The organism is Flavobacterium sp. LM4 (assembly GCF_002017935.1).
In the GTDB taxonomy this organism is placed as follows: Bacteria; Bacteroidota; Bacteroidia; order Flavobacteriales; family Flavobacteriaceae; genus Flavobacterium; species Flavobacterium chungangense.
Map to the genome: position 1 here is coordinate 810516 of NZ_MUFW01000001.1, position 16568 is coordinate 827083.

The 16568-nt window shown below is 34.7% G+C and carries 11 protein-coding genes; 3 read left to right on the top strand and 8 right to left on the bottom strand.

The window, feature by feature from the left end:
• Positions 1-36 precede the first annotated feature (36 nt).
• Positions 37-993 carry an L-glyceraldehyde 3-phosphate reductase gene (gene mgrA / locus BXU10_RS03745; RefSeq protein WP_078226157.1) on the top strand — a complete coding sequence of 319 codons (957 nt, stop codon included), beginning with the start codon at positions 37-39 and terminating at the stop codon, positions 991-993.
• A 90-nt stretch (positions 994-1083) separates the two neighbouring features.
• On the opposite strand, the gene BXU10_RS03750 is transcribed toward mgrA, so the two are convergent.
• The 8 genes from BXU10_RS03750 to BXU10_RS03785 all read right to left on the bottom strand — a co-directional run bounded on the left by BXU10_RS03750 (position 1084) and on the right by BXU10_RS03785 (position 11898).
• Entirely contained in the window at positions 1084-3069 is a 1986-nt protein-coding gene (locus BXU10_RS03750) for a glycoside hydrolase family 97 protein (RefSeq protein WP_078226158.1), read from the bottom strand.
• A gap of 114 nt (positions 3070-3183) precedes the next feature.
• On the bottom strand, positions 3184-4473 hold the full coding sequence (locus BXU10_RS03755; protein ID WP_078226159.1) for a cellulase family glycosylhydrolase: 1290 nt from the start codon (positions 4471-4473) through the stop codon (positions 3184-3186).
• Between the two features lie 108 nt (positions 4474-4581).
• Positions 4582-5841: a glycoside hydrolase family 26 protein gene (locus BXU10_RS03760; protein ID WP_078226160.1), complete on the bottom strand. Its 1260-nt coding sequence runs from the start codon at positions 5839-5841 to the stop codon at positions 4582-4584.
• A 5-nt stretch (positions 5842-5846) separates the two neighbouring features.
• Positions 5847-6869, bottom strand: coding sequence for a carbohydrate binding domain-containing protein (locus tag BXU10_RS03765; RefSeq protein ID WP_078226161.1), 1023 nt, complete (start codon positions 6867-6869; stop codon positions 5847-5849).
• 48 nt (positions 6870-6917) lie between these two features.
• Positions 6918-8108: an AGE family epimerase/isomerase gene (locus tag BXU10_RS03770; protein WP_078226162.1), complete on the bottom strand. Its 1191-nt coding sequence runs from the start codon at positions 8106-8108 to the stop codon at positions 6918-6920.
• Positions 8109-8114: 6 nt separating this feature from the next.
• Positions 8115-9305 carry a glycosidase gene (locus tag BXU10_RS03775; protein ID WP_078226163.1) on the bottom strand — a complete coding sequence of 397 codons (1191 nt, stop codon included), beginning with the start codon at positions 9303-9305 and terminating at the stop codon, positions 8115-8117.
• 25 nt (positions 9306-9330) lie between these two features.
• Positions 9331-10722 carry an MFS transporter gene (locus tag BXU10_RS03780; protein WP_078226164.1) on the bottom strand — a complete coding sequence of 464 codons (1392 nt, stop codon included), beginning with the start codon at positions 10720-10722 and terminating at the stop codon, positions 9331-9333.
• A 39-nt stretch (positions 10723-10761) separates the two neighbouring features.
• Positions 10762-11898: a glycoside hydrolase family 26 protein gene (locus BXU10_RS03785; protein WP_078226165.1), complete on the bottom strand. Its 1137-nt coding sequence runs from the start codon at positions 11896-11898 to the stop codon at positions 10762-10764.
• A 302-nt stretch (positions 11899-12200) separates the two neighbouring features.
• On the opposite strand from BXU10_RS03785, the gene BXU10_RS03790 reads away from it, so the two are divergent.
• Entirely contained in the window at positions 12201-13079 is an 879-nt protein-coding gene (locus BXU10_RS03790; protein ID WP_031456060.1) for an AraC family transcriptional regulator, read from the top strand.
• A gap of 317 nt (positions 13080-13396) precedes the next feature.
• Entirely contained in the window at positions 13397-16564 is a 3168-nt protein-coding gene (locus BXU10_RS03795) for a TonB-dependent receptor (protein WP_078226166.1), read from the top strand.
• Positions 16565-16568: the final 4 nt, after the last annotated feature.

Sequence of the window (16568 nt, forward strand, 5' to 3'; positions counted from 1 at the left end):
AAAACCTATTTAACTTTCAACTATTAAACTAAAACAATGAAATATAACAGGTGTGGAAAAAGCGGGTTATTGTTACCTGAAATTTCTTTAGGATTATGGCATAATTTCGGATCGGTAGATAATTTTGAGAATGCAGAAAGTATAGCTGTGGAAGCTTTTGATAAAGGAATCACTCATTTTGATCTGGCAAACAATTACGGACCAGTTCCAGGGTCTGCGGAGACTAATTTCGGAAAAATATTGTGGCATAATTTTCAGGGAAACCTGCGTGATGAAATCATTATTTCGACCAAAGCAGGTTATACAATGTGGGATGGGCCTTATGGAGATTGGGGCTCGCGTAAATATTTGCTATCGAGTTTAGATCAGAGTTTAAAAAGAATGAAAGTTGATTATGTAGATATTTTTTATTCACATCGTCCGGATCCTGAAACGCCAATTGAAGAAACCATGATGGCACTTGATTATGCCGTTAGAAGCGGAAAAGCATTGTATGTAGGCATCAGTAATTACTCGGCAGAACAAACCAGAGTTGCGGTTGACGTTTTGAAACAATTAGGAACGCCATGTTTGATTCATCAGGCGAAATATTCCATGTTGCAGCGCTGGGTCGAAGACGGGTTATTAGATGTTCTGGAAGAAAAAGGAGTAGGGTGCATTGCCTTTTCTCCTTTGGCACAAGGACTTTTAACCGATAAATATTTAAACGGAATTCCGGAAAACTCGCGTGCTCACAATCCAAATGGACATTTAAAAGAGAATGAGGTTACAGTTGAAAGAATCCAGAAATTAGTGCAACTGAATGAAATTGCCCAAAACAGAAACCAATCTTTAGCACAAATGGCATTGGCCTGGCTGCAAAAAGACAAACGAATTACATCGGTTTTGATTGGTGCCAGTTCGGTAAAGCAGCTGAATAATAATATTGAGTGTCTGCAGAATCTGGATTTTACGCAAGATGAATTAAATGCGATTGAGAAGATTTTAGCGTAAAATGTATTTTGTAAAATGTAAAATGTAGAGACGCACAGTAGTGCGTCTTTTCTTTGTGTAGATAAAAAATGGGACAATTTGTCCCATTTTTTATTTTATAATCATTGCAATTCCACCACCGCTTGCCAATCTGTATTTTAATTTCGCAGTAGAATCAACGGTAATAACTTCTCTCTTGTAATCATTTGCAGCTTTATCAGCATTCAATCCGTCAGAGAAAATTTCAGCTTCGAATTTTTTGCCTTTTTCAAGGAAAGAAAAATCAATTGTAATGTCTCTGGAATCCCAGTTTGTGATTGCACCTAAATACCAGGTATTTTCTTTTTTACGGGCAATTGAAACGAATTTTCCAACTTCGCCATCTAAAGCCACAGTTTCATCAAAAACGGTTGGGATTCTGGCTATAAAATCAGTACTTTCCTGTTCTTTGATATAGGCAGTCGGACTGTCGGCCATCATTTGCAGAGGAGCTTCAAAAATGGTGTAAAGTGCCAGTTGATGACTTCTTGTTCCCTGACTCATTGGAGTGGAATGGCTTGGTCTGAATTCGCTTTTGGTTGCGTTACGCATTGCACCGGGAGTGTAATCCATCGGGCCGGCCATCATTCGGATAAACGGAATCGAACAGTCGTAAGTGGGAACATCATCATTTGGTGTCCATTTATTATTTTCCAATCCTTTTACACCTTCAAAATTTAGAATATTCGGAAAAGTACGCTGAATTCCGGTTGGTTTGTACATACCGTGAAAATCCAAAAGTAATTTGTTATCAGCGGCTTTTTGAGCAATATCATACACCGAATTTACCATTTTAGCATCATCGCGGTCTAAGAAATCTACTTTAAAACCTTTGATTCCTAAATCAGCATAATTTTTGAAAATTCCGGCTGTATTTTTAGTCAAAGCCATCCAGGAACTCCATAAAATAATGCCTACGTTTCTTTCTTTTCCGTAAGCGATTAAAGCTTCCAAATCAACATTCGGGTTGTGTTTCATGATGTCGTCTTCCAGACTCCAGCCTTCATCCAAAACCACATATTCGACTTTGTTTTTAGAAGCAAAATCAATATAATATTTATACGTCTGCGTGTTGATTCCGGCTTTAAAATCGATGTTGTAAATGTTCCAGTCATTCCACCAGTCCCAGGCTACTTTTCCCGGCTTTATCCACGAAATATCTTTTATTTTTGAAGGCTCGGATAATTTCTGAACCATATCGTTATTGGCTAAATTGGCATCGTTTTCAGAGATCACAATTGCTCTCCACGGAAAATTTCGTGTTCCTTTGGTTTTAACCAGATAATCAGCTCTCTCCGTAATTAGTCTGTTGATGTTGTTAAATCCGCCGTTGGTTTCCTGTAACGGATATTTAGAAAAACGGGCTTCAAAACCTAATTTGGGCTTATTATTCGTTACAAACAATCCCGGATAATCTTCTAAATTTGCTTCCAGAAAAACAGCTTTTTTACGGTTTTTAAAATCAATTAAAAACGGTAAAAATGCCAAAGTGTCTTTTGCAAATTCACTGACCTTTTTGTTTTCATATTGTGCTTCAAAAGATGAGATATAAGGATCTTTCGGATTTCTTAAATCACGAACGTATGGCATAAAAGTATTATAATCCTCATCAAAGTTCAAAGTAACTTCTTCCCATTTTACGGTAATGTCTTTTTTCTTTTTGGTGATGAATCTGTAAGCTACGCCATCATCAAAAGCCCTGTATTCGATACTGAAATCATTTTTGAAGTTTAATACCAAAAGATTGTATTGATTTTTAACAGTACTCTTTTTGTAAAATGGAGATTCAAAAGTCTGGTTTACTTTTTCTCTTTTTGAATTCAAAAGCAAAGCATTTTTGCCTAAAATTTCATTTTGATCTAATGTCATAGAAATAGAAGATGGAGCCAGAATTATATCTTTATCATGCGAAACTGACCAGGTTATCTTCTCACTGATTACGATACTGACCTTTATTTTTCTGTTTGGAGATTCCAATACAAAATCCTGTACCTGTTGTTGTGAAAAACTGGCATTAAAAAAAAGCAGTATAAAAATATAGAAGATTCTTTTTTTCATGATTTGATTATTTGTATAATAGCAAACCATATAAGTACATAGTTGAATTTATTTGAGGCTGTCCTCTCAAATGAATTTACATGACTTATATGGTTAAGTAAACGTTGCAATATTTTATTTTTTCTTCAGTTCCAGATTGTATTTTTTTACAATTTCCAAAGTCGATTTATCACTATTAAAAACTGAATTTAATCCCTGAGGCTCCTGCGGAGGATCAGTTGTTAATGGCTCTCCCGGATTCCATTTTCCGGTTTCATTAACTGCTTTTCCTTCTCCCCCAAATCCCCAGAAATTAGCTGCCTGTAACGGGTCTTTATTGGCAACACTTTCAGCAACTCTGCCAAAGATATAACTATAAAACTTATTTCGGTAAATGGAAGGTGCCCCTGCATTTAAATTTTCGTTTTCTCTTGGTAATCCAAACTCCTCAATAATAATAGGTCTTTGTAGATTATGGGCAACTTTAACGTGAGCATCAATATACTTTCCGGCATTTTCAATAGTGGCAGGAATTGTAGCTTCGGCATTATCGGCTTTAAACCAGTTCCAGTTTTTAGGCCAGATGTGCATGGTCAGGTAATCTATATTCGGATTTTTATGTGTTCTTTCAAAAATTCCTATGTCATCGTTCGAACTGTTCAAACCTTCAGATCCTGTAGAAATTAAATGGTTTTTATCTAAACTATCCATTAAATTGACAATATTATTGAGCCAAATGGTGAATTTCCCCTCATTTTCAACCGTAAAAAGCCTTGGCTCATTACCAACCTGCCAGGCCATAATCGTATTGTCTTCTGTGTATTTCTTTTTAGAATAAGAGTTAGTTCTGCCCATAATAAACTTCACATGATCTTCTAACGCTTTCATACAAGGGTCACAATTGTGAAACTGTTCAGTATATGACATAAACTGTGGCCAGGTATTTGGTGCAATAGCCGGAATAGGAATAGCACCTTTACCATTCCATTCAAGATATTGTGACATTCCGCCAGACCATTCCCAATTGTTGGTCAGGTATAAAACCGCGTACATTTTACGTTTTCTCATCTCATTCATCAGGAAGTCCAATCCGTCAAGCAAGTCCTCATCATATTTTCCCTGCTCGTATTGCAACGCCGGACGTACCGTAAAATCATATTTTCCGCCATCTGCTCCCACTAAAATTCGCAAGTTGTCGATTCCGTTTTTTTGCATGAAATCAAGCTCGCGAAGCAGTCTTTCCCGGTCACCTACTTTTTTAGAAGCAAGTAAACTTCCGTACCAGTAATTTGTACCAATATAGGTGTAAGGTTTGTCACCTTTATAAAATTGCGTTCCTTTTACTGTAATTCTTTCCTGAGCCTGACAAGAAAAAGTGGAGAGAAGCAAAGCCAATCCAAGGGTTTTTAAAAGTCTGTTTTTCATAGTATATTTTTAGAAGCTAATCCTGCTATTCGCTGTATCTTTTGTGCCGAACCCCGGCACAAAAGGATGCCGCTGCTATCAGGGCTAGGAATTTACGTTTTTTAGTAACTATTTGGGCATTTCATACATCTTCGGTAATGAATTCAATAATGCCGATTTTGATTTTAGGCTAAACGTTTTAAAGTCAGCATCATTCGAAACCGAACCATTCGGAACATAATAACCATTTTCATCATTATTCCAGAACATCACATAACTTACTTCAATACTGTTTGATGTTAAAGCACTATATAAGTAATTAGAAAACCAATCGTTTATTGGTGTTTTTGAACTTGTAACCCGATATCCTGTTTCTGTTAAAGCTGCGATTTTTACTTTGGTTTTAGCTAAATCTGATATAATTTTTAATTTAGAATTCGCTGTATTGGCACCCGTTGTACCCTGATTGTCAAAATCCCCGTAATTATCCATTCCTAAGACGTCAACATACTTATCGCCCGGATATCTGCTTAAATAATCGGTTGATGTTAGATAGGTTCTGTCTGGAGAAAAAGCATATAAAATATTGTGAACGCCTTTAGTGTTTTTTAAATAATCAACAGTAAATTTATACACTGTTTTATATTCTTCCGGAGTACAGAAATCGGCTCCCCACCAAAACCAGCTCCCGTCAAATTCATGGAAAGGCCTGAAAATTATCGGAATCAATTCGCCTTTTGTGCCTTTTAGTTTTGAAGAGAAAGCAGCTACCTGATCTAATTTTTCTTTAAACCATTCATGTCTTGTGCCTCCCGGTAAAATGCTTCTAAAAAAAATGCTTTTATCGGCTTCAAACATTGAATTAGCATAAAAAGTATATTCTTCTTTATCTGTTTCTGAATAATTCTTATTTTTTGGTCCTCGCAAATGCCAGGATACTGTGTTGATTATTCCTTTTGCATAAGCATTTTTTATTTGGGTAATATTTTTAACCTCTTGCTGATAGAACCAATTGCTGCTTGTGCCATCGTTTCTAATGTCGGTAACAAAGGATAAATCTGATCCTATAATGGCTGGGTCGTTCCCTGTTGTCTTTTTAATGTCAGATTCTCCGCTACTATTTTTGTAAAAAGAAATAAAAGCATCCTGTTGTCCAATAGCGAATTTGCTTTTAGCTAATTTCTTTAGGTTGTAAAACAATGCAACAGTTTCTTTTGTGGCATTGGCGTCAACCATATACGTAGTTGTATTTGAGTTTGTAAGCGGGTCTGTAGCTACTACAACTGGAGGGTCTACTATTACAGGATTATTTGTTGCATCGTCAGACGAACAATCTGCAAAAAATAAAATGGAAGCGCTTAAAAAAGATATTTTGATGTAGTTTTTCATTGATTTTAATTAGAAAGTTTGACCTCAATATTATCGGCTAATAAAGTTCCCGTGCAAACACTAATTGCAACCATAATCCGGTATTGTTTTGCACCTTCGGGAATTTGAAATGTTTTTTTGAAAAGAGTCCAGTCCGTAGTTCCGGTCACCGTTCCTATAACCTGATCTTCTGAAGCTTTGACGTTTTCGTCTTTTTTAAATTCAATAATAAACATGCCGTTATTCCATGGGTCTTTTCCTTGTTGGATATCTCTTGCTTTTAACCATCCTGAAATTTCTATGGTTTTATTTCCTTTATTAATATCAGATACCTGATCAATTGCTTTCCATTCGGCGATTTTTGATGAAATTTCTACTGCTGCATTTCCATCTTTTTTGTCTGTTGTAGAAATTATTCCGTTTCCGTTCCATGAATTTAGATTTTCTTCAAAATTTCCGTTTGAAAATGGTTTTGGAGTAGAAATTGTTTTTTGTCCTTCCGAAACTGTCGTTATGGGATTAAGTTTGAAATACTCTTCTTCAGAAAGGGCAGTTGCATTTACATCGTCAAAAAATACAGAGCCGTTGATTTGTGCCAATGCCAGCATGATTCTGATTTTTTGTGCTTTTTCAGGAACCAAAACTGTTTTTTTATAATTGGTCCAGACTATTGTTCCTTTTACTTGCGCTATGTTTTCAGAAACTATTTTTTTTCCGCCGCTGTTTGTAAATTCAGCAATCATTAAACCGGCGTTATAAGCTTCCTTGCCGCCTTCAATCTGATCGGCTTTTACCCAAACGCTGAATTCTACAGCATACGTATTTTTTGGGACGTTTACAATTTGATCTATTGCTTTCCATTCAGCACCCGTAAACTGATTGATAACAGCACTGTTTTTACCTGTTTTTTTGTCATACGGAGATATGGTTGCAGCATCGCCAGTCCAATTTAATGTTTCAGATTCAAATCCGCCATTTTTAATCAAATTGGTTTGTGCATCACTTATTGCACAAAAAAATAATAAACTAAAGAAAAAGAGTTGTTTCATAATCGTTGTTTTTAATGCAATAAATTAGTTTTATGGAAGTGAAATAATTTAAGTTTTTATTCTTTGGATGAGTTCCAAACAAGCACGACTGTTGTGATAAGGGCATTTCCAAAAACCGGCTTTGTCTTTTTTAATCAAAGTATAATCGCCGTAAATTCCCCAAAACCATTCTCCGTTTTGTTTGTCTAAAATGTGTGTTTTTATAAACTCCCAGTTTTTTAAAACAATTTCTAAATATTTTTCGTTATCAGTTAATTGATACACGTTATAAAAACCAATTAAAGCTTCTGCCTGTACCCACCAGTGTTTTTCGGTAGTTAACTGCTTCTTTTCAGGGTCAAATTCATACCATAAACCACCATCTGTATCTATGCCTTCCTGAGTCACTTCTACTATTTGAATGGCATGTTTAGTGAAATTATCGATTAATGTTTTATCTCCTGAAATTTCGGCACATTGCAATAAAAGCCAGGCTGCTTCAATATCATGACCATATGAAATAACATCCGGTTTTTCAATCCAGTTTTCATCAAAAAACAAATGCAAATGGCCTGTTTCTGGATTGATGAAACGTTTTTCGATAGTTTGTAATAATTCGATAATATCACTTTGTAACTTTGCATCTTTCCAAACCTTGAATAAATTTGCATATGCCTCAACAATATGCAAATGTGTGTTCATGGTTTTCTTTTCGTTAGCATCTTTACTGCTTAGTCGTAGATCTTCAATAGGTTGCCAATCGCGTGTAAAAGCTTCTAAATAACCTTGGTTTACAGAATCGTAACTGTGTTTTTGTATTCTTAAATATAAATTAATGGCAATTGCCAGTGCCTTTTCATCTTTTGAAATAACATAATATTCGGACAAACCATAAATGGCAAAAGCCAAAGCATAAATCTGATTTTTGGTGTCTTTTGGGGTTGTATCTGCATTAATACTCCAAAATAAACCTCCAAACTCAGGGTCATAAAAATATTCAGAAAGATATTGAAAAGCTCTTTTGGCAATTTCTTTATGAGACTCATTTTTTGTAACCTGGTAGCTTGCAGAAAACGACCATAATATTCGGGCATTTAGTACAGAACCTTTTTCAGCATTTAAAATTACTGCATCATTAGAGTCAATCTGACCAATAAAACCATCATTTTGAATATCGATTGTGTTTTTTGACCAATAGTCTAAAATAGCATCAAGTTCAGCTGATAATTCGGTTTTAAGTTGCTTTAGTTTTGATGACACGGTAAATTATATTGCGTTGTTTTTTTCGATTTGGCTGATAATTGTTTCTACAGAACCGGCAGAAATAAAAGTGTCAGCAGGAGTATTGGTCACATAGTCAACTAATTTTGCTACAGATGAAACTGCGACATGCATTCTGGTGTCTGATGAGGCGTAATATACATAGACAGTACCATCTTCGTCTTCAATCCATCCATTTGAGAACAATACATTCGAAACATCCCCAACTCTTTCTATTTCTTCAGGTCCCATAAAATGTCCGGCAGGAACATGAGTTACTTTCGAAATATCATTCAAATCTGTCATAAACATATAAAGTGTATATCGTAAACCAGCAGCTGTGTTACGAACTCCGTGTGCCAAATGCAACCAGCCTTTTTCTGTTTTGATGGGAGCGGGACCAAGACCATTTTTTAACTCATAAATGGTGTGATAATGCTTTCCAAAAATGATTTTTTCTTCTTTTACAACCGGATTTTCCATATTGTCAACATATCCTAAACCAATTCCGCCACCTGCTCCAACATCAATAAAACCATCTTGTGGGCGTGTGTATAAAGCATATTTTCCGTTTACAAATTCGGGATGTAAAACAACATTTCTTTGCTGGCCGGTATTCGAAATTAAATCAGGAAGCCTTTCCCATTTCACTAAATCTTTTGAACGTACGATCCCTGCGTTGGCTACAGCAGAACTTGTGTCACCTTTTGGGGCTTTTGGATCTTTTCTTTCTGTACAAAAAATTCCGTAAACCCAACCGTCTTCATGATTGATTAAACGCATATCATAAACATTTGTGTCCGGCTCCGAGGTTTGTGGAATTACGCACGGTTTTTCCCAAAACCTGAAATTATCAATTCCATTTGGACTTTCCGCAATAGCAAAAAATGATTTTCTGTCAATTCCCTCTACACGAACTGCTAATAAATATTTGCCATTCCATTTCATCGCACCTGCATTAAACGCAGCATTCATTCCGATACGTTCCTGTAAAAATGGATTTGTTTCTTCATTTAAATCGAAACGCCAGTTTAAAGGTACGTGTGCGGCAGTGACTACCGGATTTTTATAGCGCTGATAAATTCCGTTTCCAATCGTATTTTGAGGCTCATTTTTTTGCTGTACAAGCGTAATATGTTCTTTTTCTAATGCTACTTTTCTATCGTGAAATGTAGCTGAAGTTGTTATTGTTGTCATATCAATCAATTTCTAAATCTGTATTTTAATTTTTTAGGTCTCTTTTTTCGTTTAAATCCTGTTCTATGATTTGTAATTTTTCTTCAGATAATGGGTAGAATGCAATAAAAGCTACAGATATTGCTGCAGCCATGGCAGGAAGTATGCTTAACATCAATTGAATTCCGTTTTGAGTAGTGGCCGTTTGTTCAACATTGGCCTGAAAACCGTAGTAACCCAAAAGCCATCCAGCTCCGGCACCACCAATTGTCCATCCAAATTTTTGTGACATCGATGAAGCAGAGAAGACTAAACCTGTGGCTCTGCGTCCTTGTTTCCATTCTGAATAGTCAGCACTGTCGGCATACATTGACCAGATTAAAGGGAAGATACAGCCTGCACAAATGCTTATTAAAACCTGAAAACTCATAATTAGGACAACATCTTCTTTTCCGAAGAAATAGAATATAAGACTCAAAATTGCGGCTAATGCCATGGCACCAAAGAAGGTTTTCTTTTTACCAAACTTATTAGCCAATGGTGTTGCTGCTATAACTCCAATGATATTGGCCGCTTGTCCTAAAACCAAATAGATTGAAGTTGGAGTCATATGAAAAACTGTTCCAAAAAGCGAAAAATCGAAGTTTACACTACTACTTACATAGTATTTAAAGTAATATACAGCTGCTCCGTCACGGATAGAATTGAAAACTAAAGCACCAATCCCGGCTCCAAGCAGAATCCACCAGGGTTTGTTTTTTAATAAGTCTTTTAAATCTTCTTTTAGATTTGTCTGTTCATCATCAATTGGTTTAACTCTTTCTTTTGTCCAAAGGAAACATGCCCAGAAAAAAGCAGTTGTTATAATTCCGAATACAGCAATTGTAGCAAGCCAGCCTGTTTTTGAGTTAAGGCTTCCTCCAAAATAATTTACTAAAGGTTCAATTAACCAAAGTGCTAAAAGACTTCCTCCAAAAGCAAAAACCATTCTGTAAGAAGATAAGGTTGTTCTTTCTTTTCTGTCAGAAGACATTACGCCTAAAAGTGAAGCATAGGGTACATTGATTAAGGAGTAAATCATCATCATTAAGGAATAAGTTACATAAGCATAAATTATTTTTCCTTTTTCATCAAAATCAGGGGTGTAAAAAGTTAAAACCCCTATGACAGCAAATGGCACTGCAACCCAAAGTAAGTAAGGTCTGAACTTACCCCATTTGGTTTTTGTTCTATCAGCAATTATTCCAACGATAGGGTCAAAACAGGAATCCCATATTCTGGTAATTAAAAACATGGTTCCTACTACTGCTGGTGCCAGTCCGAAAACGTCGGTATAGAAAAATAGGAGGTACATACTGAAGATTTTCCAGAACATAGAAGAAGCTGCGTCTCCAAGTCCATATCCTATTTTTTCTTTTAAACTGATTTTGTCGTGCATTTAATTTCTTTTTTTAAGGTTGTAATTTGGTATAGTTAGTTATTTTAATGCTTTTTTGATGTCTTTTTCGAATAAGGTTTTGTCAAGATTATAAAAATCTACAAAATTTTTCTCGCTTATCTGACCGGAATAAGGAACATAATAATGCATTTTTTGTTCTTTTTCCTGCCAGCCATGATTTCTCCAAAGTAAGATATAAGATATTTTATAATCTTCAATTGCTTTTGTAAAAGTCCCTGTCCACCATTTACTATCGGGAACAGCTTCGTATCCGGCCTCAGCAACAGCAATTAATTTATGCTTTTCCTGACCAATTCCATTTATGATTTTAAGTTGATTCTGAACTTCGGCTATAAATTTTTCACCGCTTTTATCTTCGTTATTCTGATAGGAATCAAAGCTTAAAATATCGACATAATTGTCGCCTGGATAGTTTTCTAAAAAAGCTTCTTTAGAACTGAAACTGCTGGTGTTGTAAACGTAAATTAAATTATGTACCCCTTTTTTTTGCAGGTATTCGAAGGTAAATTTCCATGCAGCTTTAAATTCTTCTGGCGTACAATTTCCTTTTCCCCACCAGAACCAGCCTCCGGTTAACTCATGGTAAGGTCTGAAAAGGATTGGTATGTTTTTTCCGTTCTTATCTTTTAAGGATAGAAAGAAATTGGCAGCTTTATCAAGCCATGATATGAATTTTTCATGATTTTTTTCACCCACTAAAATGGTTTTTAAAGAATTTGAAGTATTGTCCCAGGCATTTTTTCCAGTTTCAGGATTGTCAAAATGCCAGCTTATTGTTGAAATTCCGCCTCGTTCATTTGCCTCTTTAATATATTGTTTCATTTTGTCAAAAGGAACTCCGTCAATATTATGGGCATCATCTTTTTCCAGACCTGCTATATCCCATCCATATACTGCCGGGTAATCCCCAACGATATCTTTTATATCGCTGCGGAATGGTTCGTATTTCCAGTTTACACCATAAGCCAGGTCATCCTGATGTCCGAAAAGATATCCTTTTTGAGACAATTGCTGTAGTTTTTTATAAAGAGCAACTGTTTCATTTGTTGCTTTTTTATCCGAAATTGACAAATTTGTATCAGTAGCTTTTGCTTTTATAGAGCATGAAGCTCCAATAAAAGCAGTTATAACAAGGAGTAAGGATATTTTTTGCATAATTTATTAAAATATGTTTCATCATAAAGCTAAAAAAAATAAAAAGGATTGTAAAAAATTGAAATAATTTCTCATTAAATTCAATGCTGTCTTTTTTAACTCTTATATTATCAAAACTATAAAAAGAGGACGGATTAAAAACGATTACTGTTTATTATCTATAGTCTTTTTGAAAAGATGATAATTATTTTTTCAAAGATAAATGGATGTTTCTCGTATAATTAATATTATTTTATCAATTATATATCATATTATTGCAAATGGATTTGTTGTTTTATGATCTTTAATAACTTTATAATAATATGAGTACAGCTAAAAATTTTTACAGAGAGATTGCTCCTTTGTCCAGTGGTGATAGTTTTTTAGTCTTCGACAGAGTTAAGGATAGTTTTGATTTTCCGGTACATTATCATCCGGAATTTGAAATTAATTTTATTTTGAACGGAAAAGGAGTTAAGCGTGTGGTTGGGGATAATATTGAAGAAATTGATAATGTTGAGTTGGTTTTGATTGGGCCTAATTTGTATCACGGTTGGGAATTGAATAAATGTACCAGTAAAAAAATACATGAAATCACTATACAGTTTCATAATGATTTATTTCATGAATCTTTGCTTTCAAGGCGTATTATGAATCCTATACGGGATATGTTTAATCGTTCTATTCATGGTATTTTGTTTTCTAAAAAAGTAGCAGAAGAATTAACTCCAAGATTGATAAAGCTCTCTAAATTAGATGGTATGGATTATTTTTTGGAAATCACTTCGTTATTGTATGATTTGGCTAATTCCAGAAATCAAAGATTGCTCTCGACTTATACGGTAGATTATGATACTTTTGAGGATTATGATAAAATGAAGTTAGTCTACGAATATGTACAAAAACATTTTGCGGATAAAATTACTTTAGAAGATGCGGCCAATATTGCAAGTATGTCTATAATTTCTTTTAACCGATTTATAAAAAAACGTACAGGTAAAACCTTTGTAAATTATATTAATGATATCCGAATTGGATATGCTGCTCGTTGGCTGGTTGAAAAAGATATGAGTGTTTCAGAAATAGCTTTTAAGTCCGGGTTTAATAATATAGCAAATTTTAATCGTAGTTTTAAAGCTACCAAAAATTGTACGCCTAGTCAGTATAGGGAGGATTTTTCTGGATTAAAGCGTATTTTATAGTAATACTTTTTTTTCATAAACAAATATTATTTTTAACGAAATCGTTTTAATTTTTGACAAATCGTTAATTAATGTTTATTTGTTGTAGGGTTTTCAAGCAGATAAATTACGAATAATTAAAAAAAATGATGTTTTTATTTCACTATGTGTTTTTTTAAATTATTAAAGTAAAAATATTATCATCAAATGATATAATACTATTAACTTCATGTAAACTTCTGTTATAGATTTGTTAAAATAAATTAGTTAAAAAAACGAACTCCTTTTTTAGCTTTTTATCAAGTAAGTATTAAACTTAAACTAACCAAACATTTATTATGAAAAAACTAATGACTAATTTTATTCATTGGAATGCTAACCACAGAGCGATTCCATTGATTTTATTTTTGTTACTGACAAGTAATTTTATTACTGCTCAGGTTAAGGTAACAGGAATAATTACTGATGATAAGGGGCTTTCTATTCCTGGGGCAAATATTGCTGTTGTAGGGTCAAAAAAAGCGGTCTCAACAGATTTTGATGGTAAGTATTCTATTGAAGTACCGGCAAATGCTTCTATTTCAGTATCTTTTATTGGATATGTTGCTCAAACTATTAATGTGAAAAATGGCGGGACAATAAATGTTGTCTTGAAACTTAGTGCCGAAGATTTACGTGAAGTTATGGTAAATGTTGGGTATAGAAGCCAGAAAAGAAAAGATGTTACCGGGGCAATTTCTTCAGTTACAGCAAAGGATTTTGCAGATTCGCCTCAAGTCTCTATGGATCAAATGCTTCAGGGACGTGCAGCCGGGGTTCAGGTAACGAATAATTCGGGACAACCTGGTGCAAGTGCTTCAGTGAAAATTCGTGGAATAAGCTCTTTGTCAGGAACAAATGAGCCACTTTATATTATTGATGGAATTCCTGTTTCTGGAGATGCTACTAATCAGGCTACAGGAGGGAATATAGTAAGTGGTTATTTAGGGGCTAATACAGGAAACGTCTCAACCAGTCCGTTATCCTTAATAAATCCTAATGATATAGAGACTTATGATATTTTGAAAGATGCTTCAGCAACAGCTATTTATGGTTCAAGAGCATCTAATGGAGTTATAATCGTTACAACAAAAAGAGGTAAAAAAGGTACAGGAAAATTAGCCTATGATTCCTTTTATTCTACTCAAAAAGTTACGCGTTTATTAGATACAATGTCATTAAGCCAATATGCTGTACAACAAAATGCATTGGCAGAATATTACGGAGTTGCGCCAAGGGATGAATTTGCAGTTCCTTCAGTTTTGGGTTCAGGAACGAATTGGCAGGATGAAATTTATAAGACTGCAATTATGGTGAATCATCAATTGTCGTTTTCAGGTTCAAAAGATGGCACTAGTTATTATATATCAGGAGGGTATGCTAATCAGGAAGGAATAGTTGTTGGATCTGCTTTTAAAAGATATACCTTTAAAACTAATGTAGATTCAAAAGTCAAAAATTGGCTTAGTGTTGGAGTTTCAATCGGGGCTGGGGTTACTAATGAAGATATTACTATTAATGGTTCTAGTAATGGTATTATCAGTACTTCAATTTTATCGACTCCGGATGTTGCAGTTAAAAATTTAGATGGCAGTTATGCTGGGCCGCCAGAAGATGCTTCCTTAGGAGTATGGATTAATCCTGTAGCGGCTGCTTTAATGAATACTAATAAATTGATTAAAAAGAATTTTTCCGGAAATTTTTACAGCATTTTTAAGTTAGCAAAAGGATTAGAATATCGTTTTGATTTAGGAGGTTCAACTGATATTTCGAATTTTGAAGGTTTTCAGCCTACATACGTTTGGGGATCTGCAGTTAGAGATATTAATCAGCTTCAGGAAAGAAGCAATACGTGGTATGGTATTAATATAAAAAATGTTTTGACGTATAGATTTTCATTAGGAAAGCATGGGTTTAATTTCCTTGCAGGTCAGGAAGCTAATGACAGTCATTGGTTTGGGAATTCTCAGTCGGTTTCCGGACTATTAAGTAATGATGTGCATTCTATTAATTTAGGAGACCAGGATACTTTGGTTGCCAGTGAATATAAAGGAAGTTCTGGTTTGTATTCATTCTTTGGTACTTTTAATTATGATTTTAATGATAGGTATAGCTTACAGGCTACTATGAGGGCTGACGGAAGTTCTAATTTTGGACCGGGAAAAAGATGGGGGTATTTTCCATCAATTTCCGGGGCATGGAAATTATCTAACGAGCCGTTCATGGAAGGAACAAAAGATTATATCGATAATATTAAATTTAGAATTGGTTATGGAGAAACCGGTAATCAAAATATTGGAGGAGGAGCTTATTTGAGTAATATTCGTTCAATTAAATCAGCGATGGGGAATTTTTTTACTGCTGATAATATTGCTAATCCGGATTTAACATGGGAGACAGGTGAACAGACAAATCTTGGATTAGATTTTACAATGTTTAATTCTAAATTGTCAGCCACTTTTGATGTTTACAGAAAACAATCAGCGGGATTCTTATTTACGCTCCCACTACCTTATTATGTTACAGGCTTAGAGTCTTATCAAGGAGGATTAGGAGCGCCAAGAGTAAATTTGGGAAGCTTGAGAAACGAAGGTTTGGAGATGTCTTTGGGGTATGATAATAAATTTGGGAAAGATTTTACATGGACTTCTAAAGTTATTTTTTCATTAAACAGAAATGAATTATTGAGTTTACAAGACAATTTTGATTTAACAAAAGATGTAATGCTTAATGATTACACTAATAAAGCAGTTACCAAAACTGTAGTGGGTCAGCCAATTGGTCAGTTTTATGGTTATGAAACAGTTGGAATTATTAGGACGAATGAGCAACTAGCAAATGCACCTATACCATTTACAGGAACTAAAGCTGTGAAAAGTCAATTAGGAGATGTGGAGTATGTTGATCAAAATAAAGATGGTTTGATTGATGAAAAGGATTTGACTTTTATAGGGAATCCACAACCTAAATTCACTTATGGATTTAATAATACGTTTAAATATAAAAATATAGATCTTGGCTTAATGCTGCAGGGGTCATATGGAAATAAAGTAATGAACCTGACTCGACGTGCTGGTACAAAAAATCAAAGTTTATATCAGAATCAATTAGCAGAAGCGGTAGATTTCTGGACACCGGAAAATACAGATGCAAAATATCCAAGACCTGACGGTGCTGACGGACATCCAAACATTGCAATTTCTGACAGATATGTAGAGGATGGGTCTTATTTAAGAATTCAGCAAGTTACATTAGGTTACGGTCTGCCTTCTGATATTCTTTCTAAAGCAGGTTTAAGTAAATTAAGATTTTACCTGGGGATACAAAATTTATACACTTTTACAAAATATACAGGATATGATCCGGAGGTTGGATCGTATAATCAAGATGCATTATTGTCTGGTATAGACTCAGGTCGTTACCCAACCAATCGCAGTTTTACTTTTGGAATGAACATAGAATTTTAATACT